This window comes from Glutamicibacter sp. NPDC088483, from assembly GCF_044753145.1.
In the GTDB taxonomy this organism is placed as follows: Bacteria; Actinomycetota; Actinomycetes; order Actinomycetales; family Micrococcaceae; genus Glutamicibacter.
The window spans coordinates 175,966-202,793 of record NZ_JBIVMP010000003.1 but is presented as its reverse complement, the minus strand read 5'-3'; the positions used below and the strand labels follow the sequence as shown (position 1 = coordinate 202,793).

The window sequence follows — 26,828 nt, the reverse complement described above, 5'->3', positions numbered from 1 at the left end:
CTCAACCACGTGATGGCCCAAGAAACCTTGGTCACACAACGGTCACTCGCAGCTTTGAGCTCGCCATTCGTAGCGGATATTTCCGACAGCAGAAAAGCTTTTCGACGATTTCAAATCTGTCTTATAGATGACCCGAAGCTGTGAAACTTCAGCGTTTTCCACACCATTCTTCACGGCACCCTCGAGACCTACCTGCACATTTTCCCCGGCAGGGACTTCGATGGGACTTTCTAAAGGTGCTAATCTCTCAGCGATTTCTTTGAATTCTGCCTCTTTGAGGCTCTCATTAGTCCACGCCAACAAGCTAGTCTCACCTTCGGGTAGCAGTGCTGCCACGGATCGCTTTGATTCCCAGCCCGTGGCCTCTACAGCTTGCACGTCGGTGATCCATAGCGGATCCCCTGAGGTGCTGGATGCTACATCCCCGACGAAGTTCTGCTCGTGAAATATTCCGCACAAAGTGTTTTCGACGTCGCCTTCAGGAGCGCCTAGGTCCAATGCCCCAGTCTGCGTGGCTTGAACCCCGCCGCAAGCGGAAAGGGCACAAATAGTTGCTAAAGCAAGACAACCTGAATAGATCTTACGTATCATCATTTGAGCTAATGCTACCGGGATTCTGCGCCGGCCAATCGCGATGACCGCACGCGATTTATCTTTGATTAAAGTCATGTTCTTGTCGAATTTTAAACGTGGCTGAAATATCCCACATTCTAGGCGAGCGCCAACGCGTCTGAAACCCTCAGAATCTACCAGAATCCGACCGATGAACGGCTTGAAAACTGTTCATACTCAAGGTCAAGATGAACGGCCATGCGCTCAATCCTCGATTCAGATTGGGCTCGGTAGACGAATACTTCCGCGGAGCTAGCCCTGCGGCATCGGACGGTCACCGGCGTGGCCTGGCTGCTCCGAGATGACCTGGATTTCCAGGCCCTTCGAGTCGTACAGCTTGCCATCGATCAGGCGGTCGCCGTCTTCAAGGCCGGCCAGCTGGTACTTGTAGACGGTGCGCAGCGACGTTTCCTTCTTGCCCCAGTTCAGCTCGTTGAAGATGATGTTCAGCAGCACCGCCATGATGGTGGCCGAGGAGATGCTGGACTGGAAGATGGTGCCAACCCAGGCAGGAAATTCGGCGTAGAAGTCGGGCTTGACCATGGGAATGCAGCCGAAGGCCAGCGAGGTCGCGATGATCAGCATGTTCATGTTGTCATCCTTGGCCTTGGCCAAGGTGCGGATGCCTGCGGCCGCTACCGAGCCGAACAGCACCACGCCGGCGCCGCCCAGTACCGGGGAGGGGATGGAGGCGACCACGCGGCCAAGCACTGGCAGCAGGCCGAGGACCACCAGGATGCCGCCACCGGCGGCCACCACGAAGCGGCTCTTCACACCGGTAATGGCCACCAGCCCGACGTTCTGCGCGAAGGCCGACTGGGTGAAGGTGTTGAAGATCGGGGCGACGGTGGAGGAGAGCATGTCGGCGCGAAGGCCGTTGGCGATGCGCCGCGAATCCACCTTGGATCCGGTCACCTCGGCCACGGCGAGCATGTCTGCGGTGGTTTCGGTATAGGTCACCAGGATGACGATCATCATCGAGATGATGGCGCCGATCTCGAAGACCGGGGCGCCGAAGGCGAACGGAGTGGGAACCGCGAAAATGTCGCCGGTGAGCACCTGCGAGAAATCGGCCATGCCCATGAACACTGCCACCAAGGTGCCCAGCGCAATGGACAGCAGGATGGACAGCCGCGAGAGCGCAGGGATGCCGGACTTGGACAGCGCCAGCAGGATCAGCAGGGTAATGGCGGCCAGGGCGATGTTCTTGATCGAGCCATAGGAATCCCCTGCGCCCGCCCCGCCCATGGCCCAGTCGGCGGTGACCGGGAAGAGCGAGACGCCGATAATCGTAATCACCACGCCGGTGACCACCGGCGGGAAGAAGCGCAGCAGCTTGGCGAAGAACGGGGCAATGACGATGCCTATGGCGCCCGAGGCGAGCACCGCGCCGAAGACTGCCGGCATGCCTCCCCCGCCGTTGAGGATGGCGATCATGGTGGCCACCCCGGAGAAGGACGTGCCCTGGACCAGCGGCAGCTGGGCGCCGAAGAATGGCACGCCCAGGGTTTGCAGGATGGTGGCCAGGCCGCCGATGAACAGGCAGCTGGCGACGAGCACGCCCATTTCGGCCGTGTCCATTCCCGCAGCCCCGCCCATCACCAGCGGCGGAGCGATGATGCCGCCGTACATGGTCAGCACATGCTGGAAACCGTAGGCCACGGTTTTCGGCGCGGGCAGGCGTTCGTCTTCGGGTCTGATGCTCTCAGCGGATTGGCTGCGGGCAGCACTCATGGGGAATTTCCTCTTCGGTGGACTGCGGATTGGCGCACCCCATGCGTTCGGGATGCGCCCCGCCGTCAATTCTCCCGCACAAGCCTGTCAGGTTGACAGCTGGTGAAGCGCAAATGGCTGCGAGGTGCATTACGTCAAGCGCTTAGCACTGCTCCAGGTCAGCTATCCAGCGTGCGTCCGGGCTGCTGGGTGTGCTCGACGAAACGCACCATCATCGCCTTGAAACCCGGCGTATTGGACTCGCGGGCCACCAGATCGCGGTGTACCAGCGCGTTGGCCTCCGGGTAGTAGGCCGCCACGCAGCCCTTGGCCGTCGGGTAGGACACCAGGCGGAAACGGTTGGCACGGCGCTCGGAGCCGGCGAAGGTGGAGATCACGTCCACCAGGTCCCGGTCGCTGTACCCGGTCTCGGCCAGGTCCTCCGGGTTGATCAGGATGACCCGGCGGCCGTCCTTGATCCCGCGGTAGCGGTCATCGAGCCCGTAGAAGGTGGTGTTGTACTGGTCGTGGCTGCGCATGGTCTGCAGGATCAGGTGGCCTTCGGGAGCTTCCAGCGCCTCGAAGTCCGACACGGTGAAGCGGCCTTTGCCGATGTCCGTGGCGAAGGAGCGGGTATCGCGCGGCGGATTGGGCAGCACGAAGCCGTTCTTCTCCCGCACCCGGGTGTTGAAGTCCTCGAAGCCGGGCAGCACCTTCTCGATGTGGTCGCGGATCACGTCGTAGTCCTCGGCCATGGCACGCCAGTTGACCGGGTGCCCATCGCCCAGGATGGCCTGGGCCATGCGGGCAACGATGACCGGCTCGGCCAGCAGGTGCTCGGAGACCGGGGTGAGCCGGCCGCGGGTGGACTTGATCACCGACATGGAGTCCTCCACCGAAAGGAACTGCGCACCGGTGGGGTGCTTGTCGTCCTTGTCGGTGCGGCCCAGGGTCGGCAGGATCAGCGAGGTCTTGCCGTGCACCACATGCGAGCGGTTGGGCTTGGTGGAGATGTGCACGGTCAGCTTGGCACGCTGCATGCCCGCCTCCAGCGCTTCGGTGTCCGAGTTGGCCAGGGCGAAGTTGCCGCCCATGGAGACGAACACGTCCACTTCGTCCTTCTCGAAGGCATGCAGGGCCTCGGTGGAATCGTAGCCGTGGGCGCGCGGAGATTCGATGCCGAATTCGGCATCCAGCGCTTCGAGCAGCTGCTCGCCGGGCTTCTCCCAGATGCCCATGGTGCGATCGCCCTGCACATTGGAGTGCCCGCGCACCGGGCAGGCGCCAGCGCCTGGCTTGCCGAAGTTGCCCTGCAAAAGCAGCAGGTTGATGATTTCCTTCAGCGTCGGCACCGAGTGCGGCTGCTGGGTCAAGCCCAGCGCCCAGCAGATGATGGTGGCCTTGGACTTGGCCAGCAGCATCGCGATCTCGGTGATCTGGGTGCGGGTCAGGCCGGTGGCTTCCTCGGTAGCTTCCCAATCCAAGGTGGCGCGCGCGGCTTGGTAGGCCTCGAACCCGTCGGTGACCCCGGCGATGAACTCGTGGTCCACCACGGTGCCCGGATGCTTCTTCTCTTCTTCGAGCAGCAGGTGGCCGAAGGCCTGGAACAGGGCCAGGTCGCCGCCGACCTTGATCTGCAGGAAGTCGCTGGAAATCGGGTCGGCCTTGCCCAGCATGCCGCCCACGGTCTGCGGGTCCTTGAACCCGAAGAAGCCTGCCTCCGGCAGCGGGTTCACGGCAACGATGCGGGCGCCGCGCTTGCGCGCATCGGCCAGCGCGGAGAGCATGCGCGGATGGTTGGTGCCGGGGTTCTGGCCCACCACGAAGATCAGGTCCGCATGATCGAAGTCTTCCAATGACACGGTGCCCTTGCCGATGCCGATGGTCGGGTTCAGCGCGCTGCCCGAGGATTCGTGGCACATGTTCGAGCAGTCGGGCAGGTTGTTGGTGCCCAGCGAGCGGGCGAGCAGCTGATACATGAACGCGGTCTCGTTCGCGGTGCGCCCGGAGGTGTAGAACACGCACTTGTCCGGGGTGGTCGCGTTCACGTGCTCGGCGATGGTCGAGAAGGCCTGCGCCCAGCTGATCGGGGAGTAATGGGTCTCCCCCTCGCGAATGATCATCGGAGCGGTGATCCGGCCCTGCGAGCCCAGCCAGTATTCGGTCTTGTCGCGCAGGTCCTCGATGGAGTGCTGCGCAAACCACTCCGGGGTGACGGTGCGGGCGCTGGCTTCCTCGGCGATGGCCTTGGCGCCGTTCTCGCAGAACTCGGCGGGCTTGCGCTTGCCGGTGATGGATTCAGGCCACGCGCAGCCCGGGCAGTCGAAGCCGTCGTGCTGGTTGACGCGCAGCATCGAACGCAGCGTACGCGACGGGCCGGCTTCGGCGAAGCCGCGCTCCATGGATACCATCACGGCCTTGAGGCCGGCGGCGGCGTGCTTGGGTTCGCTGACCTTCAGTTCATCTTCGTTGATGTCCTTTTTGGGTGCCGAACGATGCATGAGACCCTCCTATTGGTAGCGCGGCCGGTACTGATATCCAGCTCACATATTACAAGGCTACGCCCTGATCACCCGATCCGCATGTGTATAAATGTTCACGCTGTGCCTGCGGGAAAAAGCGGCCAGCGTCAGACCCGATTCCTCGGCCAGGTCAGCGGCCAGCGACGAGGGCGCACTGACCGCTGCGAGCACCGGAATTCCAGCCATCGCGGCCTTCTGCACCAGCTCGAAGGAGGCGCGTCCGGAGACCTGCAGGACGGTGTCGCCCAGCGGCAGCAACCCGTCGCGCAGGGCCGCTCCGATGACCTTGTCCACCGCATTATGACGCCCGACGTCTTCGCGCAGGATCAGCAATTCCCCGGCGGTGGAGAACAACCCGGCCGCGTGCACTCCCCCGGTAGCGGAGAACAGCTGCTGCGATTCGCGCAAGGTGTCAGGCAGGCCCAGCAGCGTTTCCAGCCCAACCCGCCCCGATTCAGGGGAGGGTGCGAAGGCGGCTTTCTTGCGCACTTCGTCAATGGAGTTGGTGCCGCAGATCCCGCAGGCTGAACTGGTGACCACATTGCGGGCAGCCAGGAGATCAGGATGCTTCGCCCCCGCGCCCAGCTGCACCTCGATGACGTTATAGGTCTGGTTGCCTGCTTCATCGGTGCCGGCGCAGTAGCGCAGGGAGGCCAGATGCTCGGGCGCGGAAATGATTCCCTCGCCCACCAGGAATCCGGTGACCATGTCGAAGTCGTCGCCCGGGGTGCGCATGGAGGTGGTGTAGGAGGTATGGCCGAAGCGGATCTCCAGCGGCTCCTCGCCAGCCAGCTTCTCCTCGCGGACGCGGGAGCCCTCCAGCGTTGCCCTGACCACGCGGCGGCGCACGATCTTGCGACCCATTTAAACGCTCCTTGTGCTACATCTTGCGGCTTCCGCCGCTTGCCGCATACTGCTAGAGGACACTCTACGTTTACAGACCCCGGCTCGGCCAACCCCCATGCTGGATTGAGGCAAATCCAAGGCTCCACCGGGGCCGCAATTCGCTGGGCCCAACTATTTCGCGGTGCTGCCTAGCCTGCTTCGTTGCCGTCTCCACTCGGCGCTGCAGCTTCCAGCAAAGGTGCCTGCAGGCGCGTGTCGCAGCGCAGCTCCCTCATAAGCGACATCCCCAGCAGCGTCACAATCACCGTGAACGGCACCGCCGAGAGGATGGCTGCCTGTTGCAGGGCCTCGAGCCCGCCCACCAGCAGCAACACGATCGCGCAGACGCCGGTGAGAAGTCCCCAGACCACTAGGACCGGCCTCTTGGGGTACATATTTCCGCCGGAGGTCAGCGTGCCCAGAACATAGGTATTGGAATCCGCGCCGGTAATGAAGAACAGCACCACGAGAATTACTGTGAATGCCGAGGTCACTTCCGGTATCGGCAGTTCGGCCAGCATCGCGAAGAAGGTGCTGTTGGTGTCTTCCAACGTTGCCTGGCCGATCCCAGAGCTGCCGGTCATCTCCTGGTGGATCGAGGTGCCACCGAAAATGCTGAACCAGATGCTGAAGACCAGAGACGGGACACCCATCACCGCAAGAACGAATTCGCGAATGGTCCGGCCCTTGGAAATCCGCGCCAGGAAGATGCCGACGAAGGCGCCCCAGCTCAACCACCAGGCCATCATGAAGTACGTCCACCATTGCATCCACTGCAAGTCTTCGGCTCCAGAGGGAGTCAGCAGCGCCACGGCCGGGAACTCGCCCAGGAACTGCCCCATGGAACGGAAATAGATGTTGGAAATAAATCCGGTGGGACCGGAAACCAGGACGAAAACCCCGATGGCGGCGGCACCGATCATGGTGCCCTGGCTGAGCCATTTGATGCCCTTGCCAACGCCGGAAAGCGCCGAGAGAGTGAATACGATGGTAACGCCTGCAATGATCACGATCTTGACGAACAGATCCGTGGGAATCCCGAACAGGCTGTTCAGCCCCTCGGCGATTTGCGAAGCGCCCAAGCCCAGGGAAGTGGTCGTGCCGAAGAGGGTGGCCAGCACGGTGAACACGTCAATGGTCTTCCCGAGCCATCCGTCCATGGATTTTCCAAGAACTGGCCTGAGCATCACCGAGACGAGTCCCGAGTTGCCCCGGCGGTGCGTCGAGTAGGCAATGGCCAGGCCGAACACGCCGAACAAGGCCCAGGCGTTCGGACCCCAGTCGAAGTACGAGAACTGCAAGGCCAGCACTGCTGCATCCATGCTTTCCGGCTCCGCCCGTCCGTGCGGAGGGACCATGAAGTGGCTCATGGGTTCGGCCGCGCCATAGCTGATCAACCCGATGCCCATCACGGCACCGAGAATCATCGCGATCCAGGCCCATGTGGAGAACTCGGGTCGGTCCGCGTCCTTGCCCAGCCTGATGCCTCCGTAGCGCGAAAAGGCCAGGAACAGCATCAGCACGATGCAGCCGAGAGTCACCAACAGGTAGCTCCAGCCAATGTACTGCGCTGACCAGGTGGATGCCCCGGACATCAGTTCATTGAGCCGGCCCGGTGCAATAGCCGCCCAGAGCACGAACACCACGACCAGCGCCAGCGAAACGAAAAGGACACTGCCCGGACGCTGGAGTTGCTTGTAGACCTGTTTCGATTCGTTCTTGTCCGCGGCCCGGCGCAATTTGCCGCCGGTGAGCGTGGGCCCTCCGCGTGGCCCCTTGCCCTGCTTTTCGTTGGTTTCGGTTTTCATGGCTCTCACACTTCGTTGTATTGGAGGAATCTGCCGACGCCGGGCTATAGCGCGGTCAGTTCGGCGCCGTCGTAGAACCGGCCGGCCTTGTAGACCATCGGCTCAAGCTGGGCGACTTCGGAATGCTTTACCTTGGCGATGAACACGGTATGGGTCTTGGCTTGGAAGCGCTCCTTGATTTCTGCTTCGATGGAAGCGGCCGAGCCATCGATCAGCGGGCTGCCGTTCGGCCCCTGATGCCATTCGAGCTCGGCGAACTTGTCATCACCCTTGGAAGCGAAGGTGCCCACGGTGTCGCGCTGCCCGTTGCTCATGATGTTGATGCCCAGATGGGTGGACTTGAACAGCGATGCATAGGTGCTGGTGGTCTTCTGCACGCACACCAGCACCAGAGGCGGCTCGAGCGAAACTGACACGTATGAATTTGCGGCTAGCCCGCGAGGCTTGCCATGTTCATCCATGGTGGTCACGACAGTCACGCCGGTAACGAATTGGCGGTTGAACCCCTTGAGCGCATCGAGATTCGGCACGCCGCTCAAATCGTCCACTACCACGCCATCATCCGTGGACTCGAAGGCGGACTTGAGCGATGGGACCCCCACGTCTTCGAGCAGCTCGCTCTGGTCCCAAGTCACCTGCTCCGAGATGATTTTCCCGTCCTGGATTTCCATCAGGTTGGAACCGCGGGTTTCCACGGTGTTGCCCGTGGCCGGCACACCCTGCAGATCGTTGGTGAACGTTCCGGTGGTGTGCCAGAAAATCGCGATGGACTGCTCCTGCGCATCCACGAGCAGATGGTCGATTTTTGTCACCAGATCAGGGAAGGCCTCCCGCACGGACAAAATCTCTTGCTTCAGCTCTCGGATGGTGGTGACGTTTTTGGATTTCTTGCTGATTCGCCGGAAGTCCGCGTGGAAGATCTCGTCCAGTGCATCGACCTGGCCCCGATCCCATGCCGCTTCCCAGGCGTTGACGAGTGATTCTTTGACAGGCTGGAGTGAATTTACAATTTGTTGCATGCAAGAAATGCTAGCAAAGGTTGTGACTGAGTCAACACGTTTCAGGAAATTCTCTTAAATTTAGCGGATTCAAGGCAATTCCTTGAATTTCTGTTGCATACAAGAGAATCTGTGGATAGAGTTCTTGTATGCAAGAGAGTTCAAGCGTGGAATCAAAAACCAGGAGCACCCCGGAGACGCCGTTGCTGGGCCGGCTCCGTCAAATGATCGTCACTGGAGTTGTTCAACCCGGAGATCTATTGGCAGAGACAGCCCTGGCGCAAGACTTCGAGGTCAGCCGTACTCCAATTCGAGAAGCATTGAAGCAGCTGGAGCGCGAGGGCCTAGTTGAGGTGCGTTCGCGGGTTGGAACATTCGTCAGGAAGCCCACCCAGCGCGAAATTCACGAGATGTTTTCCCTGAAGGAGGCCTTCGAGGGACTAGCCGCTGGCCTGCTGGCCAGACGTGGAGCCGTACCTGAATTGGAGCAGCTCAAGGAAAACGTTGCACGCAGCCAACGGGCCGTCGAGCGCGGCGACGCGGAACTCTATTCGCAACTGGTCCATGAATTCCACAGCACGTTGGTTGCCGGGGCTGACAACAGGAAGCTCACCGAGCACTATGACCTGTTGATGAACCAGCTGGCCTACCATCGCATCGTTTCGCAGACCCTGAGCTTGCCCGGGCGCTTGCAGAATTCGAAGGACGAGCACCAGGCAATCATCGACGCCATCAGCTCCAAAGATCCGTTGGCCGCAGAACTTGTGATGCGCAGGCATGTTGCCGCATCAAGCCAGTCGGCGGCCCTGGCCGCAATGAAAGAAGAAGACGAAGAACAACCGGGTTAGCCCCAAAATAGCCATGCAAAGGAATACCAGATGAATTCTCCACTGGCCCAGCCTCCTCAGCTCATTGATTTGAGCACCCGATCAACGCTCGAAGACTACCAGGATTTGGCCCAGGCCATTGGTTTGCGCAAAATCTCGTGCACGGTGGAAGAAGTTCCCCACCACGAATTAGGCAGCATCACCCGCGCGACCGCCACCGCAGTCATCCCCAATCCTTGGCTCGGCACTGGAACGTCGCAAGATTTATCCGAGCGGACCGAGGCCATCGCCCCATTGCTCGCCAAGCTGCTGTCGGATCGCCTGCTCAATGCCCTGGGCGGAGCCGAACAAGTTGAAGCTTTCGGCAAGGCCGCATTGGTTGGCAGCGATGGCGAATTGGAGCATGCCGGAGCGCTGATCCACACCCCGTTCTTCGGCAACCTGCTGCGCGAAGCCCTCGGCGGCACCTCGATCATCTGCTTTGTCGACGGCCGCGGCGTTCCTGGTGAATCCCTGCGAGTACCGATGTGGCATAAGACCGCAGCTGCCACCCGAACCCACTACCAAACCCTGGAGCTGTCCTTGCCCGATGCCCCGCATGCTGGCGAGATCGCGGTCATTGCCGCGGCATCAAGCGGCCCCCGGCCACATGCACGCATCGGCGATCGAACCACCGACCGAACGGTCACTTCCGAAATACTGAAGGGAATACAACTATGAACTACCGCAAACTGGTAACCATCGTCGAGGAAATTGCCACAGAGGGCGGACGCCCGGTGGATCCGGTAGCCCGCGTGGTCATTGTCGCCGCCGTATTCGACAACCCGTGGGCAGGGCAAGGATTCGTCGAGGACTTGAACCCGGGAATCGACTCGGTCGCCTCGGACCTCGGAGCGCTGCTGGCACCGCGGGTCATCGAAGCGCTGGGCGCCCCGCTCCAGGCCTATGGCAAGGCTGCAATCGTCGGCCTTGACGGTGAAGTCGAGCACGGCTCAGCCCTGATCCACACCCTGAAATTCGGCAACCACTTCCGCGACGCAGCCAAGGCCACCACCTTGCTGCCGGCCGTGGAAAAGCGCGGACAGGCCGGAGTGCAGTTCGACATCCCGCTCAAGCATTTCACCGATGCCACGATCCGCTCGCACCACCAGAGCGTCGAGGCCAGGATCGCCGATGCCCCGCATCCTGGCGAAATCCTGATCGCCCTGGCCGGCGCAACCCGTGGCCGGCCGCAGGAACGCCTGGCCCCGCTGTCCACCGAACAGTAGCAGAGCGCATCAGCCGGAACGGAGCGAAGCACGCATGACAAGCACGAAGCAGCCATTGGTTGTCCTCCTGCATGGAGTCGGATTGGACCGGACCATGTGGAAGCCGCTGCGCGAGCAGCTGGCGCACGAATCAGTGGCCCTGGACCTGCCTGGGCACGGGTTACGCCCGCCCCTGCGCAGCGAGCAGAATCTGGCGAGCTTGGCCGCCGATGTGCTCGAACGCATGGAAACTCGCGAGCCTGTGCATCTTGTGGGATTCTCGCTCGGGGCCTTGGTTGCCCAGTACCTTGCGCGCTTCGCTCCCGGGCGCGTGCTGACCTTGTCGGCGGTGAACTCCGTATGCCGGCGCACCGCCGAAGAGTCGACCGCGGTGGAAGAGCGCCTGGCTACCGCCGGCACGAACTTCTCCCAGGGAGTGGACCGCGCCATCGAACGCTGGTTCCCGGCCGCGGCCACCACGGTGGACGCGCAGCTCATCGAGGCTACGCGCCAAACTATGACGGGCAACGATCTCGAATCCTATCTGCACGCCTACGCGGTTTTCGCCCGCGGTGACCAGGAGATTGCCGCCGAACTCGATGCGATCAAGCAGCCGACACTGGCCATCACCGGCGAGCTGGATCCCGGATCGACCCCGGAAATGTCCCGCCGGCTGGTTGCCGCTGTGCCGCAGGGGCGGCTGCGCATCATCCCCGGAGCACGGCATATGCTTCCGGTCGAGAATCCGCTGGCCTTGGCCGCGGAATTGAACAGTTTTTTCAGCGATAACGAAGGGAAACAGGCATGAGCGAGCGTTACATGCATTTCATCAACGGAGAGCACATCGCTCCCAGCGAAGACCGTTTCTTCACCAGCTCCAACCCGGCAACCCTCGAAGATCTTTACGAGGCCGCGCGCGGCAATGCTGAAGATGTGGACCGTGCTGTCAAAGCCGCCCATAAGGCATTCTCCGCGCCCTCGTGGAGCGCCCTGAGCGCCACCGCCCGTGGACATCTGCTGCGCCGCCTAGGCGATCTAATCGGTGAGAATGCCGAGAAGTTGGCCCGCTACGAATCCTTGGACAACGGCAAGCTGCTGCGCGAAATGCGGGGCCAGCTGGCCACCCTGCCGGAGTACCTCTACTACTATGCCGGGCTGGCCGACAAAGTGCAGGGTTCCCAGATCCCAAGCATGAATCCGGCGATTCTAAACTACACCCAGCGCGAAGCGCTCGGCGTGGTCGGGGCTATCACCCCGTGGAACTCGCCTCTGACTTTGACCACTTCGAAGATCGCCCCTGCGCTGGCTGCCGGGAACACTGTGGTGATCAAGCCCAGCGAATACACCTCGCGCACGGTGCTGCTGCTGGCTGAGCTGGCTGAGCAGGCCGGATTCCCTCCGGGCGTCATCAACGTGGTCACCGGGTTCGGGGCCGAGGCCGGCGCGGCGCTAGTCAGCCACCCACTGCTGGCCAAGATCTCCTTCACTGGTTCTACGGCCACCGGCTCGAAGATCGCCGCCGAGGCGGCCGGCCGCTTCATCGGCTGCACCTTGGAGCTGGGTGGCAAGAGCCCCAACATCGTCTTCGACGACGCCAACGTCGCCAACGCGGCTATGGGCGTGGTCGCCGGCATCTACGCCGCGGCCGGCCAGACCTGCATTGCCGGCAGCCGGGTCTTCGCCCACAGGTCTGTCTACGACGAGCTGCTGGAACGGGTTACCGAACGTGCCAAGTCCATTGTCATCGGAGACCCGCTCTTGGATGCCACCGAGCTAGGCCCGCTGGCGTTCGCCGACCAATTGGAAAAGGTCGCTTCCTATGTGAAGATCGGCTCAGACGAGGGCGCCAAAGTACTGGCCGGCGGCACCCGCCCCGAAGGCCTGGACCTGCCGGGCTACTATTTCTCCCCCACTGTGCTCACCGACGTCAATAACGACATGCGCGTGGTCCGCGAGGAGATCTTCGGCCCGGTGGCTGCGATCATGCCCTTCGAGCACGAAGACGAGCTGCTGTCCATGGCCAATGACACCGAGTACGGGCTGGCCGCCGGCGTGTGGACGCAGAACCTTGCCCGCGCCCATCGCATGGCCCGGAGGCTGGAGGCCGGCACGATCTGGGTGAACACCTACCGCGCGATGTCCCCGATGTCCCCTCGCCAAGGCTTCAAGAACTCGGGCGTCGGCATCGAGCACGGCCTCGAATCCATGAACGAATACACCCGCCTCAAGAGCGTATGGATCAACACGGACGAGTCCCCCGTCGCAGATCCGTTTGTGATGCGCGGCTAAGGAAAGGGAGCCCCATGCCACTGATCGATGTATCCATTGCCAAGGGCCGCAGTTCCCAGCAGCTGCGCGCCCTGATCGACGCCTTGCACCGGGCCGCCGAAGAAACCGTTGATGCGGCCCCCGAAAACATCACGGTCATCGTGCGCGAAGTCGATCATGAGCATTGGTCCCGGACCAATCAAACCATCGCCGAACGCAACAGCACCCAGGCAACTGCCTAAGGGCAGCAGAGCAACGAAAGAAGGACAGATATGCGCTTTTCACTGTTCATCCACATGGAACGCTATGACGACTCGATCAGCCACGCACAGCATTTCGAGAACCTCGTCGAACTGACTCAAATGGCCGAAGCCGGTGGCTTCTCCACAGTCTGGATCGGCGAACACCACTCGATGGAATACACCGTCTCCCCGAACCCGATCCCGCAGCTTGCTTACCTCGCGGCTCGGACCTCCACGATCCGGCTCGGAGCCGGCACCATCATCGCACCATTCTGGAACCCGATCCGAGCAGCCGGCGAACTCGCGCTGCTCGATGTCATCAGCAATGGCCGTGCCGAATTAGGCGTGGCACGCGGTGCCTACCAATTCGAATTCGATCGCATGACCGATGGCATGAAGGCCACCGACGGCGGTGCCTCCATGCAGGAGCTCATCCCCGCAGTCAAGAAGCTGTGGGAGGGAGATTACGCCCACGACGGTGAAGTCTGGCAGTTCCCGACGTCCACCTCGGTGCCCAAGCCAACACAAAAGCAGATCCCTGTCTGGGTTGCCGCCCGCAGCCCCGAGTCGCACGAGTATGCTGTGGCCAACGGGTGCCATGTCATGGTGACTCCGCTGATGAAGGGCGACGAAGAAGTCGAATCATTAGTCCAGAAGTACGAAGCCGCCATCGCTGCCCACCCGGAGGTGAAACAGCGCCCTGACATCATGGTGCTTCGCCACACTTATCTGCACTCCGCCAACGAGCCAGAGGCCTGGCGCCCTGCTGCCGAAGGCATCAACAAGTTCTACCGCACCTTCGATGCGGTCTTCGGCAACAAGGTGGAGCCGGTCAACGGATTCATCGATCCCAGCCCGGAGGAGAAGTTCTCTGAACGCGAGGAGTTCACGCCTGAGTCCCTGCACCGCACCGCAATGATCGGCACGCCGGACGTGGTTGTTGAGCGCCTGCGCCGCTACGAAGATCTGGGCGTCAGCGAATACAGCTTCTGGAGCGACAACGCCCTGAGCCACGAGGAAAAGAAACGCTCGCTGAAGTTGTTCATTGACGAAGTTGTGCCGAATTTTGTGAAGTAGGCTGCGAAGGACCAGCCCGAACCGAGGCCGCCGTGCATCCGATTTTTCGGTGCCGGCGGCCTTTGCCGTCAGGCTTCAGATTCCTGTTTGCGCGACGGAGCGATGATCGCGAACTCTGCGCCGGTGACGTCGCTGAGCACGGCCATGCGGCCAAAGTAGGAATCATGGGGCTCATGGATGATCGTGCCGCCGAGCTTCTCGGCGAGCGCCACGGTCTGTTCGGCATCCGCCACCGCGAAGTAGGCGCGCCAACCGGCCTTGGAATCCGGATAGCTGGAGATGTCGAAGATTCCGGCCACCGCCTCGGAACCTTGGCCGTAGGTGTGGTACCGGAATTCGTCCGTGTCCGAGACCGGGGACAGGCACCAGCCCAGTGCTACACGGTAGAAGCGGGCCACCGCCTCGAAGTGCCTGGTGTGCAGCTCGTTCCAGATGCGGGTGCCCGGTGCGCGGCTGGCGGTTGTGTCTGCTGATTGGAATGCCTGGAAGAGTCCAACGCCGGTTCCCGCTGGGTCCCCGATGATGGCCATGGTTCCCTGGCCGGGAATGTCGATGGGCTTGAGATAGACCTTGCCGCCGTGCATTTTGGTGGCATAGGCGGCGGCGTGCACATCGGTCACATTCAGGTAGGTGGTCCAGGCATCTTGCACCTCGGAATCCGGGTCATTGGCAATGAAGCCGGTGGCCATTTCCCCGTTGAGGTAGACCTCGGCATATCCCTCGTCGCGGGTTTCCTCGTCATGGCGGACTTCCCAACCGAAAAGCTGCCCGTAGAACTGCGTGGAGCCCTCCATGTCGCTGGTGAGCAAATCGACCCAGCACGGCTCGGCTCGAGGATCCCTTGGTGCCGGCATCGCTTCCCCATTCCACAATTCATCCAGCTCGTTTGGGCTGAGTCTATGTCCTTTTTACCCAGATCAGCAACGGAAATTTTCCATTGTTCAAGATATTTCGAAACTCAATACCTCGTACTGAACCGCAGTTCCAATATGGTTTAATGTGACACAACACACAATGCACTGCTGGGCGACCCGAGGAGTTCACCATGAGCGTTCCCACATCCAATCTCACTGTTTCAGTGGCGGCCATCCTCGCAGAAGGGGCTGCCCGCTACGGCGAGCTGAACGCCATCACCGTCGATGGCCGCAGCACCACCTATGAGCAGCTGTGGGAGCAGGCCCGGCAATACGCCGGAGCCCTGCAAGCCCAAGGCATCGAGGCGGGCGACCGGGTGGCCTTGCTCATTCCCAACGTCACGGACTTCGCCCGCGCCTACTACGCGGTTCTGGCCCTGGGCGCCGTAGCGGTACCGGTCCACGCGCTGCTCAAGGCGCGCGAGATCTCCTACATCCTGGAGGATTCCGAAGCCAAGCTGATGATCTGCGCCGCACCGCTGCTCGCAGAAGGAGCAGCGGGGGCCGCCGCTTCCGGGGTGCCGGTGCTCAGCGTGCTGGCTCCGGAAGAATCGGGCGCCATCCGGTTGGAAGACCTGGCCCGGAACGCCGCGCCGATTGGCACCTACCTGCCGCGCCGCCCCGAAGACCTGGCCACGATCCTGTACACCTCGGGCACCACCGGCAAGCCCAAGGGTGCGCTGGGCACGCATCTGGCGTTGATCGAGCAGACCCACACCACGTTGCTGAACACCATGGAATTGCGCCGCGGCGACAAGCTCTTCGGCGGGTTGCCGCTGTTCCACACCTTCGGCCAGACCTGCGTGCTCAATACCGGGCTGCGGGTGGGGGCCGAGGTCATGCTGTTACCCAAATTCACCGCCGAAGGGGCCCTGGAACTGTTGCTGGAGGCTGGCATCGACGTCTTCTTCGGGGTGCCCACGATGTATGTGGCCCTGCTCGAAGCGGGCAAGCAGCGCGAAGGGATGCCGGAAAAACTGCGCTACGCCATTTCCGGAGGGGCCTCGCTTCCGGTATCCATCCTCACCGCCTTCGAGCAGCGCTTCGGCGCGCGGATCCACGAGGGCTACGGGCTGACCGAGACCTCGCCGGTGGCTTGCTTCAACCATGTGGGCGTCGACCCGCGGCCCGGGACCGTGGGCACCCCGGTCTGGGGCGTGGATGTGGAAATCGCCGACCCTGCCCGCCCCGATGAAATCCGGCTGCTGCCGCGCGGGGAGCTGGGCGAGCTGGTGGTGCGCGGGCACAACTTGTTCTCCGGCTACCTGAACCGGCCCGAGGCCACGGCCGAAGCGGTGGTCGATGGCTGGTTCCGCACCGGGGATCTGGGAACCAAGGACGAAGATGGCTACCTGCGCATCCTGGACCGGACCAAGGACATGATCCTGCGCAACGGCTACAACGTGTACCCGCGCGAAATCGAAGAGGTACTGGTTTCCCATCCGGAGATTTCCAATGCCGCCGTGTACGGGGTGCCGCACGAAACCCACGGACAGGAGATTGCCGCCTCGGTGACCTTGGAGGCCGGCTCCACGCTGGGCGCGCAGGAGCTGGTGGTGTGGGCCAGCAAGCAGATGGCCGCGTACAAGTATCCGCGGCTGATCGAGATCGTCCAGGAATTCCCGCTGGGTCCCAGCGGGAAGATCCTCAAGCGCGAACTGGTTGCGCAGTTCACTGCCGAGCAGGACTAGCGAACACTACTGGGGCAGTCCACCGTAATCCGGTGTGCGGCGTGAGTAGAACGCGGATCTGCCTTCGGCCAGGTCCGCGTTCGCCCCGTTCTCTTCCCACATCGCTTCCCACCAGCCCTCGGTGGCTTCTCCCTGGCGCACCAAGTTGATTGCCTCATTGGTGCGCGCAATGGAATACGGCGAGTTCGCCGCCAGCTTGCCCAGCAATGCGGCCAGCTCTTCTTCGAGCTGCCCCTGGGCAATCAGCCGGGTGAACATGCCCCAGCGTTCCGCCTCGGCAATGGAAATCTCCGCGCCGGAAAACAGCAGGTACTTGGCCCGGTGCTCCCCCACGGTACGCACCAGCCGTTCGATGCCCGGGCGCGGGAAAACCAATCCGATTCTTGCTGGGGTGATCGCCAGGCGCACGTTATCCGAGGCCAACTGGATATCGCAGGCCGAGGCCAGCTGCCAGGCCCCGCCAAAGCAATGGCCTTCCACCACCGCGATGGTGGTTTTCGGGCAGCCCACGATGATCTTGTCGAGCAGGTCGAAATGGTTGATCAGCTCCCCGTCCGCGTCCCGGTCGAAGAGCACCTGGTCCATCTCGTCGATGGCAATTCCAGCGCAGAAGTTCCCCGCCGCGCCGCGAACCACAATGGAACTGACCTCGTCGTTGGTCGAAAGGCCGGCAAAGGCGCCCACCAGCTGCAGGCACATGTCCTTGGTGAGCGCGTTGAGTTGGCCCGGGTTATCCAGCAGCACTACGGCAGTGGACCCGGCTGTTTCTACGCTGACCCGTGCTTCATTGTCCTTGCCCATCAGGTTCCTCCCAGTCGCGTGCAAGCTGCAGAAGTTCGAGGGGCAATAGCAATGCCCCCACTTCGCAATCTATCGCGAAATGGGGGCAAGCTGTTGTCCAGGCTGGAAATTATTACTTCCCGGTTCGTTGTACGCGAATTGGAGCTAGGTGGCTGGATACGGCCCAGGGCCCGGTACGCTAATACCGGGCCCTGGGCCCTTCCCTTCCGGGCTTAATTTCGCCGCAAGGTAAGAATTCGTTGCAAGACCACGAAGATCAGCAGCAAACCGCCGATCACGATCTTGGTCCACCAGGAACTCAAGGTTCCCTCGAAAGTGATGATGGTTTGGATCAGTCCCAGCACCATCACGCCAACCACCGAGCCGAGAATGAAGCCCATGCCGCCGACAAGCAGTGTTCCACCGATAACCACTGCGGCGATCGCGTCGAGTTCCATGCCCACACCGGTCAGCGCATAGCCCGAGCGCGAGAACATGGCGAAGAGGATTCCGCCCAGCGCCGCACAGGTGCCGGAGATGACGTAGACAACCACCTTGGTGCGTGCCACACGCAATCCCATCAAGGTGGCTGATTGCTCTCCGCCGCCCACCGCGTAAACGGTGCGGCCGAAACGGGTGCGGTGCAGCACCCACCAGGACCCGGCAATCACCAGCACGGCGATGACCACGGCGGCGGTCAACCGCCAGCGCCCCGCAGAAACGCCCCAGCTCGACAGCGCCACGAAACCCTCATTGCGGATCGGCACGGATTCCGGGGCGAAGATGAAGCACAGGCCGCGGGCCAAGAACATGCCGGCCAGGGTAGCCACGAAGGGCTGCACCTCGAAGTACTGGATCATCACTCCCATGCCCAGGCCGATGATCGATCCGCTGAGAATCGCGATAGGCAGCACCAGGGACAACGGGATCCCTGCATTGAGCATGGTTGCGGTGATGACCGAGGACAGCGCCAGCACCGCACCGACGGACAGGTCGATGCCGCCGGTGAGAATCACGAACGTCATTCCTGCTGCCAGCACGATCAGGTGGGCATTGTTGATGAACAGGTTGGACAGTACAGCGGGCGAAAGGAAATTCTCGTAGCGCACTCCGCCGATGACGAGCATCAGCCCAAAGACGACCACAGTGCCCAGAACCGGCAGGTAGCGCCGGTCCACATTCAATTTGGATATGGACTTGCGCGGAACACTGAGGATGCTCATGCTCCCACCTCCTGGTAGCGGCGGCGTTCGCGCAAGGAACCGAGCATGGCGCGCAGCCGGGTTGACATCATCAAGGTCACGGCAATGACCACGATGGCTTTGAATAGCGAAGTGACCAGCGGTGAAACGCCCAGGACGGTCACGGCCAGGCTCAGGGTGGTAATGATCAGCACGCCAATCATGGTGCCCGCGAGGTTGAACTTGCCGCCGGCCAGGGACGTGCCGCCAATAACCACGGCGAGAATGGCATCCAGCTCTATGAACAGTCCTGCATTGTTGGCATCAGCGGCCATGGTGTTGCCGGCGAAGATCAGTCCAGCCAGGCCCGATAGCAGGCCGCACAACACATAGACGGTGAATACCAGAGTTTTTGATTTCACCCCTGAGAGCCGGCTGGCTTCCGGGTTGATGCCTACCGCTTCGAGCAGCATGCCCAGTGCAGTACGCCGTACCACGAGGGCCACCACCGCAAACACGCCGTAAGCGATGAGCGCGGCCACCGGCAGGCCCAGCACATAGCCCGAGGCCAGTTTGCTGAAAGGTGCGCTATTGACCGTGGTGATCTGGCCGTTGGTGATCAGCATGGCCACACCGCGGCCGGCGGTCATCAGGATCAGCGTGGCGACGATCGGCTGGATGCCGAAGTTCGCCACCAGCACGCCGTTGAATGCGCCGAGGATCAGGCACAACCCCAATGCCACGATGACGGCGCCGACGGCTGTACCTGCGGATCCCGGATTTGCCGAGCTGGCGATGAACGTCAGCGCCACGGCTCCGGAGATCGCGACGGTGGCACCCACTGACAGGTCGATGCCGCGGGTGGCGATCACCAGAGTCATGCCCAGGGCGACCAGCAGCAGCGGCGAGCTATTGCGCAGGATGTCTATGGGGGCGCCGAACAGGTGCCCGTCCAGCACGCTGATGCCCAGGATGTCCGGGCGCTTGATGGTGCAGGCTAGCAGCAGCGCGAGCAGCGCAATCGCTGGCCAAAACAGGCGATGCTTGTAAATACGGGTCATTTGTTTTCTTCCCCGGTGGCGATGATTTCGATCAGGCGTGGCACATCCACATCTGGAGTGCTTGGAATTTCGGCAACCTTGGCGTGATCGCGCATCACAACGATGCGATCCGAGAGGCGCAGGACTTCTTCTAGCTCAGCGGAGATGAAGACCACCGACATGCCCTGTTCAGCTAGTTCGGAGACCAGGTTCATGATTTCGGTCTTCGCGCCGATGTCGATTCCGCGGGTGGGCTCATCGAGGAGCAACAGCTTCGGAGCGGTGGCGAGCCAGCGGGCCAGCAGAACTTTCTGCTGATTCCCGCCCGAGAGGTTCTTGAGCAGGGCGTTCGGATTGGCCGGACGGACGCCCAGTGCCTTGATATAGGCGTCCACGATTTGGGTGGCTTTGGTCTTGGGCAGCGGGCGGATCCATCCGCGCGCTGCCTGCAGGCCGAGGATGATGTTCTCGGCCACGGTCAGCTCCCCCACAACCCCTTCACCCTTGCGGTCTTCGGATGTGTAGGCGATTTTGCGGCCCAGGGCCTGCCGGGGAGTTCGCAGCTTCACCGGTTTCCCGCCCAGCTTGATCACCCCGTCATCTGCCTTGTCCGCTCCGTAAAGCAGGCGTGCGAGTTCGGTACGGCCTGAGCCCAGCAGGCCGGCCAAGCCGATGACTTCCCCGGGATAGAGGTCCAGATCGAAAGGCTGCACCGCTCCCTTGCGCCCGAGTCCCACTGCCTGCAGCAACGGTTCGGCGTCGGCCGCGCGTTCGGTTGCGGCGGTGCGTTCATTGGCGCCGCCCACTTGGGCATCGGAGGTGCCAGCGATCATCAGCGAGACCAGTTCACGTTGCGGCAGCTGGTCCTTCCTTCGTTCTTCTACCAATTGCCCGTTGCGCAGCACGGTGATGCGGTCGGCAATGGCGTAGATCTGGTCCAGGAAGTGCGACACGAAGAGGATCGCCACACCGTCATCACGCAACTTCCGCATGACCTCGAAGAGCTGGGCCACCTCGTCGGTATCCAGGCTCGAGGTCGGTTCATCGAGAATCAGTACCTTGGCGTCGACCACCATGGCGCGGCTGATGGCCACCAGCTGCTGGACTGCCAGTGAATGGGACCCCAGCGAGCTGGCCGGGTCTATCTTCAGCCCCATCCGCTCCAGATAGGTTTTGGCCTGGCGCCGCATGGTTCGCCAGTCAAGACCACCGAAACGGCGAGGCTCGCTGCCGAGCATGATGTTTTCGGCCACGGTGAGATTGGTGCAGAGATTCACCTCTTGGTACACCGTGGAGATGCCGCGTTCGCGGGCATCGGCGGGGCCGGTGAAGCGGGTGTCGTCGCCGTTAACCGTGATGGTTCCGGAAGCGATCGGATTCACGCCAGTCAGGGCTTTGATCAGGGTCGACTTTCCAGCGCCGTTCTCCCCCATCAAGGCGTGGACTTCACCGGGAAAAAGCCGGAAGCCAACGTTGTCCAGTGCTTTGACCCCGGGGAACTCCACGGAAATTCCAGCCATTTGAACGATGGGCTTCGTTGTAGGGGAATGCTGCACGGTGATTTCCTCAGTCCGTGACATGGGTGTTGAATCAATCATTAACTTGCCTCTGCGAGTTGCTTGTCCTGCCACCTGGTGGTGAACCGGCGGGCCAGCCTGTGGCCCGCCGGCTCGTGCTCTTGCCTGCGTCCCTAGTAGGTGCGATCGGCCAGGACCTCGGCCGCTTCATCCTGGGTGAAGGCGGCGTCTTCAACGACGATGCGCTTCTCTACAGATTCGCCGGCTACTACCTTCTTGGCGATTTCTGCCAAATCCTCACCTAGCAGCGGGTTGCATTCGACGATGTAGTTGATCTTGCCGTCAACCAATGCCTGCATGCCGTCCTTGACCGCATCAATGGTGACAATCTTGATGTCCTCGCCTGGCTTCTTGCCGGCTGCCTCGATGGCTTCAATGGCGCCCAAGCCCATGTCGTCGTTATGGGCGAAGACCAAATCGATATCGTCATGGGAGTTCAGGAAACCTTCCATGACCTGCTTGCCGCCTGCACGGGTGAAGTCACCGGTCTGCGAGTCGATAATCTCGATGTCCGTGCCCTCAATGGCCTTCCCGAAGCCTTCCTTGCGGTCGATGGCCGGTGCTGAGCCGGTGGTTCCCTGCAGTTCGACAACTTTCAGGTCCTTGTCCAGATTCTCCACAACCCAATCTCCGGCCCGCTGTCCTTCTTCAATGAAGTCGGAGCCGATGAACGAGGCAAAGAGCGTGTCATCGGTGGTGTCAACGGCGCGGTCGGTGAGGATCACGGGGATGTTGGCGCTCTTGGCTTCTTGCAGCACAGCATCCCAGCCCGTTTCTACCACTGGGGAAAAGGCCAGGACGTCAACGCCTTGCGCGATGTACGAACGCAGAGCCTGGATCTGGTTCTCCTGCTTCTGCTGGGCATCAGAGAAGCTGAGCTTGAAGCCGTTTTCTTCGGTCAGGGTGTCTTGGATGTCCTTGGTATTTGCCGCGCGCCACCCGGACTCGGCGCCAACCTGCGAGAAACCGATGGTAATGGTCTCAGAACCCGAACCTCCTCCTTCGCTGCCACTGGAATCCGAGCCGGCGCATGCGCTCATGGCTGCCATAGCTGCGATGCTGAGCGTTGCCAAGCCAGTGCGCAAAAAGGTCTGTCGTTTCATCGTGAGTTCCTCCTCGTGGGTCCCCGCCGGATAATGGTGGAGTGAATGGTCTCCGGCACCAGAACAATGTGTCGATGGTCACAATGTTAGCGCTAACAATTTAGGGTGTGAAGAGCCTTCCGGCTTTTGATTTCTTTTTCCATTGCCAACGGGTGACGGTTTTCAATCTAAATCGATATCCGACTAGGTAAAAAGGAATCAATGAGAGGAGGGAAATTATCCGGATTTAATCAATTGTTTGTTCGTCAGCTGGGCAATTCGGCACAAATATCCCTGAATTCTTGTCCTGCTTGACGGTGCGCCTCATGTAAGGATGCAGTGTGCGAAACTGGGCATGTGGATGCACAAATTATTTACACGATCATCGCCGGGCTGCTGCTAGTCGTATCGGCATTGGGCACCATCTTCCCGGTGCTGCCCGGCTCGTTGCTGACGATCGGCACGCTTTTGGGCTGGGGCTGGCTGCTGGGTTCCGGTGCTTCCTGGTGGGCGGCCGGCCTGGGCATGGCGATCGCCTTGCTGGGCTGGTCTGCCTCTGCGATCCTGACCGGCAAGAAACTCAAGGAACATCAAATCCCCAAGGGTTCCATTCTCTTTGCGGTCGTGGGTGCCATCGCCGGTGCTTTCCTCATTCCCGTGATCGGCATGTTCGTCGGTTTCGCAGTGGGCCTATTCGCCGGTGAAAGCGTGCGCCGGCGCGAAGTCTCCGGCGCACTCGGCTCATCCTGGGCTGCGTTGAAGGCCATGGGCCTGGGCATCGTCGTGGAATTCGGCTGCGTGCTGCTGGCCTCCTCCATTTGGGTCATCGGCCTGGTTACCCACTTCGTCACGCGCTAGATCCAGCCCATCTCGCGGGCGTAGCGCGCGGCCTCGATGCGGTTGGCAGTGCTGGTTTTGCCGATCGCATTGGACAGGTGGTTGCGCACAGTTCCCACCGAGAGGTGCACCGCCGAGGCAATCTGCGATACCGGCGAGCCGGAGGCGGCCAGTGAAAGGATCTCGCGCTCACGCCCGGTTAGCGGGTTGCTGCGGCTCTCCACGCTGAGCATGGCACGCTGCGGATCCACTACCTTGTCCCCGCAATAGACCCTGCGGATGGCGGCAATCAGCTCGGCCGGCGGAGAATCCTTGACCAGGAAGCCGTGCGCTCCAGCTTCGAAGGCCTGGCGGAAATATCCGGGACGGTCAAAGGTGGTCAGGATCAGCACCTTCACCTCGGCGTGGCTGGCCTTGAGTTCTGCTGCGGTGCGCAGCCCGTCGTGCCGTGGCATCTGCACATCCAGCAACGCGATGTCGGCAGGGTGCGCGTCCAGTGCGGCGGCGACCTCGTCACCATCGGCGCATTGCGCAACGACGTGGATGTCTTCTTCGAGGTTCAGCAAGGCTGCCAGCGCGCCCCGGACCAGGTGCTGGTCATCGGCGATGAGTATCCGGATCACGCTGCACTCCCCTCTGCCTCGAAGGCCACTTGCACGCTGGTTCCGCCCAGCCGCGATGCCCCTACTGTACAACTGGCACCGAATTGCTTGGCGCGTTCCTGCATTCCCCGGATGCCGTGGCCTGGCGTGCTGGCTTGCAGGCCATCCCCGTCGTCATCGACGCTGACTTTTCCGGGTTCCAGATGCAGCACGATGGTGCTGGCGTGCGCGTGGCGCAGCACATTGGTGACCGCTTCGCGCAGGATCCATGCCACATGCGAACGCAGCTGCATCGGGACTTGCTCGGCGGTTCCTGCCACCGTGAATTCGAGGTTGTTGTCGTCGCACGCCTGCTGCAGCTCGGCCAGCTCCCCGGCCAGGTCCTGGCGGCTGAGCCCCTGCACCGTCGTGCGCACGGAGTCCAGCGCGTCCACGGCCAGGGCGCTGAGTTGTTCCAGTTCTCCGCGGGCCTGGGCGTACTGTTCCTGGTCCATCAGGCGCAGGGCCAGCTGCGCCTTCAAATTCAATGCGGTCAGCGAATGCCCGATGCCATCATGCACGTCCCTGGCCACGCGCTCCTGCTCGGCGACCAGCAGGTAGTCGCTGCGGATCTTTTCTGCTGCGGCCGAGCGCCGAATGGCGGCCACGGTAATCGCGTACACCACCATCAGCACGAGGTTCAGGCCGATCAGGAAGATCGCGTCCATGAACTGCCCGAAGATGATGGGCAGCGCGAAACTGAGCACCAGCACCGCGGCATAGGCCGCGATGGCCCATTTCCTGTTCAGCAAGAAGATCGCGAAGGAGGTGATGAAGGGGAAGAGCCCCATGGCGGTCAACCCGATGACCGGAATGCCCAGGGCGATAATCGCGCAGAGGACCAGGAAGTTCGCATGCGCCCGGCGAGCGCTGGTTCCGCCCTGCCCGATCTTCTGGGAGAACCTGGCGTAGGACTGCAGGTAAACGGCGGCGAAGAGGGCGATCAGCGCCAAGCCGATGATCCGGGTGGGCAGCGCGTAGTCTTCGATAACCAGGTCCAGCACCGGGAAGACCAGGAAAATCACCCAGACGCCGGCGACCAGCCAACCTCGGCGATCCCAGAATTTCTGGTCCTCGTCGATCTCGCAGAGCGGATCGTCCGCTGGCGCGGTGCTGGGCAGTTTGCGGCTCACTGGCGTGCCTTGGCCTTCCTGGTGGCGAGTACCGCGAAGAGAACGAAGATGAGTGCCCATGCCACTAGGTTAGCGGTTGGGATCCACAACGCGTCCGGGGCCATTTCTACTCCGGCGGGCATGTCCTTGAGCAACGGGTAGCGGGCCAGGGCTACATAGCCGTACATCGGGGTGAAGCGGGCCGCGTCGAGCATGCCTCCTTCCAGGGGCATGAAGACATTGCCGAAGAAGGCGAAGAACACCATCAGGCCTGAGGCCAGGCCCAGGGCCGATTCGGATTTGAACACCATGCCCACCCCGATGCCGTAGCAGGCGAAGACCATGGCGCCGAGCAGGATGATCAGGTAGCTCGCTCCCCAGATCCAGCCTTCTTGCACTTCGGCTCCAGTCGCGGCGCCCAGGGCGAAGACTACTGCTGCCGAGGCACCGGCTACGGTGGCCGCGACGATCATCTTGCTGCTGACGAACATGGCCGGCGGCATTTTGGTCAAGGCTATTTGCCTGCCCCATCCCTGCATGGTTTCGGTGGCCACGGTCCCGGCGATTGCCACAGTGCTGACCGCCGCCCCGTAGGCTGCCATGGAAATCATCAGATAGAACTTCACGTTGCCTGCGCCCAGCTCGAACTCGGTGTAGCTGGGGATGTTGCCGAACAGGATGTACATGGCGGCGGGCAGCAGCAGGGCGAAGATCAGGTTGTACCCATCGCGGAAGTGCCGTGCGAATTCCACGCGGATGTAGGTGCTCATCATGATGCGTCCTTGGTCAGCTGGATGAAGGCCTCTTCCAGGCTCGGCGAGGAAATTTCCAGGTCGTAGCCCTGGTAGTCGGCGAGCAGGGCGGCCGCGAAGCGGTCCGAATCGACGCTGTGGAAAGCGAAGCGCAATCCGTTGCGTTCGGCTACCTGCACCGAATTATCAAAAGCTCCGGCTCGTTCGGCATGCTCCGCCGAGGGGAAGGAAGCGCTGACGGTGCGTCCGGAGATGAGCTTGCGCAGCTCTTCGGTGGCGCCGTCGGCGACAATGCGGCCTTGGCTCATCAGCACGGTGCGTTCTGCGAAGTTCTGGGCTTCTTCCAGATAGTGCGTGGCGAAAATGACGGTGCGCCCTTCGGTAGCTTCTTCTCGCATCGTGGCCCAGAAATCCCGGCGGGCCATCACGTCCATTCCGGCAGTTGGCTCATCGAGGATCAGTACATCCGGGTCGGGCAGCAGAGCCAAAGCGAACTTGATGCGCTGCTGCTCGCCGCCAGAGCATTTGCCCACGCGCCGCTTGGCGATTTTATCCAGCCCCGTGCGTTCCATGACCGGCCCAATGCGATCTGCTTGCTCATGCATGTGGGCGATGACTGACACTGTCTCCTTGACGGTCATATCGCGCAGCAACCCACCGGTTTGCAAGACGGCAGAGACCCTTCCAGCGGAGATGGCTTGGCGCGGATCCAAGCCGAGGATTTCCACCGACCCTCCTGTGGGTTGGGTCAGGCCCAGGATCATGTCCACGGTTGTCGTCTTGCCAGCTCCGTTGGGTCCTAGGAAGGCCACGATCTGTCCGGTCTGGATCTGCAGGTCAATGCCCTTGACTGCTTCAACTTTGCTGCGCGGCGTTGAGAAGGTCTTCTTCAAGCCGCTGAGCGAAACTGCATTCGTTCTAATCAGCGTTTCCATGCTTCTTAGTCTTCCCCCTTTGCCGGGTGTGCAGAAGAGCAGAAAGTCATGCGTTGCCCATGACCGTTGTCATGGACCGAATCCAGG

25 protein-coding genes are annotated in these 26,828 nt (G+C 61.8%); 9 read left to right on the top strand and 16 right to left on the bottom strand.

The features are described 5' to 3' along the window. Positions 1-42 precede the first annotated feature (42 nt). The 6 genes from ACIP6G_RS07765 to ACIP6G_RS07740 all read right to left on the bottom strand — a co-directional run bounded on the left by ACIP6G_RS07765 (position 43) and on the right by ACIP6G_RS07740 (position 8,559). The gene (locus ACIP6G_RS07765) at positions 43-669 is read right to left on the bottom strand and encodes a hypothetical protein (RefSeq protein ID WP_365942739.1); all 627 of its coding nucleotides are present in this window, start codon (positions 667-669) and stop codon (positions 43-45) included. Positions 670-864: 195 nt separating this feature from the next. Beyond that, entirely contained in the window at positions 865-2,346 is a 1,482-nt protein-coding gene (locus ACIP6G_RS07760; protein WP_105656189.1) for a nucleobase:cation symporter-2 family protein, read from the bottom strand. Positions 2,347-2,504: 158 nt separating this feature from the next. Then, positions 2,505-4,826 carry an FdhF/YdeP family oxidoreductase gene (locus ACIP6G_RS07755; RefSeq protein ID WP_365942740.1) on the bottom strand — a complete coding sequence of 774 codons (2,322 nt, stop codon included), beginning with the start codon at positions 4,824-4,826 and terminating at the stop codon, positions 2,505-2,507. A 57-nt stretch (positions 4,827-4,883) separates the two neighbouring features. Then, complete coding sequence (fdhD, locus tag ACIP6G_RS07750) at positions 4,884-5,711, bottom strand: formate dehydrogenase accessory sulfurtransferase FdhD (protein WP_105656187.1); 828 nt, start codon at positions 5,709-5,711, stop codon at positions 4,884-4,886. Between the two features lie 170 nt (positions 5,712-5,881). After that, positions 5,882-7,540, bottom strand: coding sequence for a BCCT family transporter (locus tag ACIP6G_RS07745; RefSeq protein WP_365942741.1), 1,659 nt, complete (start codon positions 7,538-7,540; stop codon positions 5,882-5,884). A 44-nt stretch (positions 7,541-7,584) separates the two neighbouring features. Further along, on the bottom strand, positions 7,585-8,559 hold the full coding sequence (locus tag ACIP6G_RS07740; RefSeq protein ID WP_365942742.1) for a flavin reductase: 975 nt from the start codon (positions 8,557-8,559) through the stop codon (positions 7,585-7,587). Positions 8,560-8,687: 128 nt separating this feature from the next. Here ACIP6G_RS07740 and ACIP6G_RS07735 point away from each other — a divergent pair, with 128 nt between their 5' ends. From ACIP6G_RS07735 to ACIP6G_RS07705, 7 genes are read left to right on the top strand one after another with little or no spacing between them, the layout of a single operon-like run. Beyond that, positions 8,688-9,386 carry a GntR family transcriptional regulator gene (locus tag ACIP6G_RS07735; RefSeq protein WP_105656184.1) on the top strand — a complete coding sequence of 233 codons (699 nt, stop codon included), beginning with the start codon at positions 8,688-8,690 and terminating at the stop codon, positions 9,384-9,386. A 30-nt stretch (positions 9,387-9,416) separates the two neighbouring features. Next, on the top strand, positions 9,417-10,085 hold the full coding sequence (locus ACIP6G_RS07730) for an amino acid synthesis family protein (RefSeq protein WP_105656183.1): 669 nt from the start codon (positions 9,417-9,419) through the stop codon (positions 10,083-10,085). Continuing rightward, entirely contained in the window at positions 10,082-10,633 is a 552-nt protein-coding gene (locus ACIP6G_RS07725) for an amino acid synthesis family protein (protein WP_133834116.1), read from the top strand. The genes ACIP6G_RS07730 and ACIP6G_RS07725 overlap by 4 nt, the downstream gene beginning before the upstream one ends. A 34-nt stretch (positions 10,634-10,667) precedes the next feature. Continuing rightward, entirely contained in the window at positions 10,668-11,420 is a 753-nt protein-coding gene (locus ACIP6G_RS07720) for an alpha/beta fold hydrolase (RefSeq protein ID WP_365942743.1), read from the top strand. After that, positions 11,417-12,901: an aldehyde dehydrogenase gene (locus ACIP6G_RS07715; RefSeq protein WP_365942744.1), complete on the top strand. Its 1,485-nt coding sequence runs from the start codon at positions 11,417-11,419 to the stop codon at positions 12,899-12,901. The genes ACIP6G_RS07720 and ACIP6G_RS07715 overlap by 4 nt, the downstream gene beginning before the upstream one ends. A gap of 14 nt (positions 12,902-12,915) precedes the next feature. Beyond that, complete coding sequence (locus ACIP6G_RS07710) at positions 12,916-13,122, top strand: tautomerase family protein (RefSeq protein ID WP_286172207.1); 207 nt, start codon at positions 12,916-12,918, stop codon at positions 13,120-13,122. Positions 13,123-13,152: 30 nt separating this feature from the next. After that, the gene (locus ACIP6G_RS07705) at positions 13,153-14,199 is read left to right on the top strand and encodes an LLM class flavin-dependent oxidoreductase (protein ID WP_133834120.1); all 1,047 of its coding nucleotides are present in this window, start codon (positions 13,153-13,155) and stop codon (positions 14,197-14,199) included. Between the two features lie 68 nt (positions 14,200-14,267). Here ACIP6G_RS07705 and ACIP6G_RS07700 read toward each other — a convergent pair whose 3' ends face one another. After that, positions 14,268-15,053, bottom strand: a complete 786-nt coding sequence (locus ACIP6G_RS07700) for a VOC family protein (protein ID WP_400289431.1) — start codon at positions 15,051-15,053, stop codon at positions 14,268-14,270. 191 nt (positions 15,054-15,244) lie between these two features. Between ACIP6G_RS07700 and ACIP6G_RS07695 the strand changes: the two genes are divergently transcribed. Next, entirely contained in the window at positions 15,245-16,804 is a 1,560-nt protein-coding gene (locus ACIP6G_RS07695) for a long-chain fatty acid--CoA ligase (RefSeq protein ID WP_365942746.1), read from the top strand. Between the two features lie 6 nt (positions 16,805-16,810). Here ACIP6G_RS07695 and ACIP6G_RS07690 read toward each other — a convergent pair whose 3' ends face one another. The 5 genes from ACIP6G_RS07690 to ACIP6G_RS07670 form a co-directional block, all read right to left on the bottom strand. After that, complete coding sequence (locus ACIP6G_RS07690) at positions 16,811-17,605, bottom strand: enoyl-CoA hydratase/isomerase family protein (RefSeq protein WP_365942747.1); 795 nt, start codon at positions 17,603-17,605, stop codon at positions 16,811-16,813. Positions 17,606-17,817: 212 nt separating this feature from the next. Continuing rightward, positions 17,818-18,807 carry a galactofuranose ABC transporter, permease protein YjfF gene (gene yjfF, locus ACIP6G_RS07685; RefSeq protein ID WP_332489088.1) on the bottom strand — a complete coding sequence of 330 codons (990 nt, stop codon included), beginning with the start codon at positions 18,805-18,807 and terminating at the stop codon, positions 17,818-17,820. Continuing rightward, positions 18,804-19,826 carry an ABC transporter permease gene (locus ACIP6G_RS07680; RefSeq protein WP_332499296.1) on the bottom strand — a complete coding sequence of 341 codons (1,023 nt, stop codon included), beginning with the start codon at positions 19,824-19,826 and terminating at the stop codon, positions 18,804-18,806. Before ACIP6G_RS07680 ends, yjfF begins: the two co-directional genes overlap by 4 nt. Then, complete coding sequence (locus ACIP6G_RS07675; RefSeq protein WP_400289427.1) at positions 19,823-21,385, bottom strand: sugar ABC transporter ATP-binding protein; 1,563 nt, start codon at positions 21,383-21,385, stop codon at positions 19,823-19,825. Before ACIP6G_RS07675 ends, ACIP6G_RS07680 begins: the two co-directional genes overlap by 4 nt. A gap of 110 nt (positions 21,386-21,495) precedes the next feature. Then, positions 21,496-22,485, bottom strand: coding sequence for an ABC transporter substrate-binding protein (locus ACIP6G_RS07670; protein ID WP_105656171.1), 990 nt, complete (start codon positions 22,483-22,485; stop codon positions 21,496-21,498). A gap of 336 nt (positions 22,486-22,821) precedes the next feature. Here ACIP6G_RS07670 and ACIP6G_RS07665 point away from each other — a divergent pair, with 336 nt between their 5' ends. Then, positions 22,822-23,322 (top strand): DUF456 domain-containing protein, encoded by a 501-nt coding sequence (locus ACIP6G_RS07665; protein ID WP_365942748.1) that lies wholly within the window; start codon positions 22,822-22,824, stop codon positions 23,320-23,322. On the opposite strand, the gene ACIP6G_RS07660 is transcribed toward ACIP6G_RS07665, so the two are convergent. Genes ACIP6G_RS07660 through ACIP6G_RS07645 form a run of 4 tightly spaced genes read right to left on the bottom strand, consistent with a single transcriptional unit; the run spans position 23,319 to position 26,741 of the window. Further along, on the bottom strand, positions 23,319-23,924 hold the full coding sequence (locus ACIP6G_RS07660; RefSeq protein WP_105656169.1) for a response regulator transcription factor: 606 nt from the start codon (positions 23,922-23,924) through the stop codon (positions 23,319-23,321). The two genes, ACIP6G_RS07665 and ACIP6G_RS07660, sit on opposite strands and share 4 nt — an antisense overlap. Next, positions 23,921-25,075 carry a histidine kinase gene (locus ACIP6G_RS07655; protein ID WP_365942749.1) on the bottom strand — a complete coding sequence of 385 codons (1,155 nt, stop codon included), beginning with the start codon at positions 25,073-25,075 and terminating at the stop codon, positions 23,921-23,923. The genes ACIP6G_RS07660 and ACIP6G_RS07655 overlap by 4 nt, the downstream gene beginning before the upstream one ends. Further along, complete coding sequence (locus ACIP6G_RS07650; RefSeq protein ID WP_105656167.1) at positions 25,072-25,827, bottom strand: ABC transporter permease; 756 nt, start codon at positions 25,825-25,827, stop codon at positions 25,072-25,074. Before ACIP6G_RS07650 ends, ACIP6G_RS07655 begins: the two co-directional genes overlap by 4 nt. Then, a complete protein-coding gene (locus tag ACIP6G_RS07645) occupies positions 25,824-26,741 on the bottom strand; it encodes an ABC transporter ATP-binding protein (protein WP_105656166.1) in 918 nt (305 codons plus the stop codon). Before ACIP6G_RS07645 ends, ACIP6G_RS07650 begins: the two co-directional genes overlap by 4 nt. Positions 26,742-26,828 lie beyond the last annotated feature (87 nt).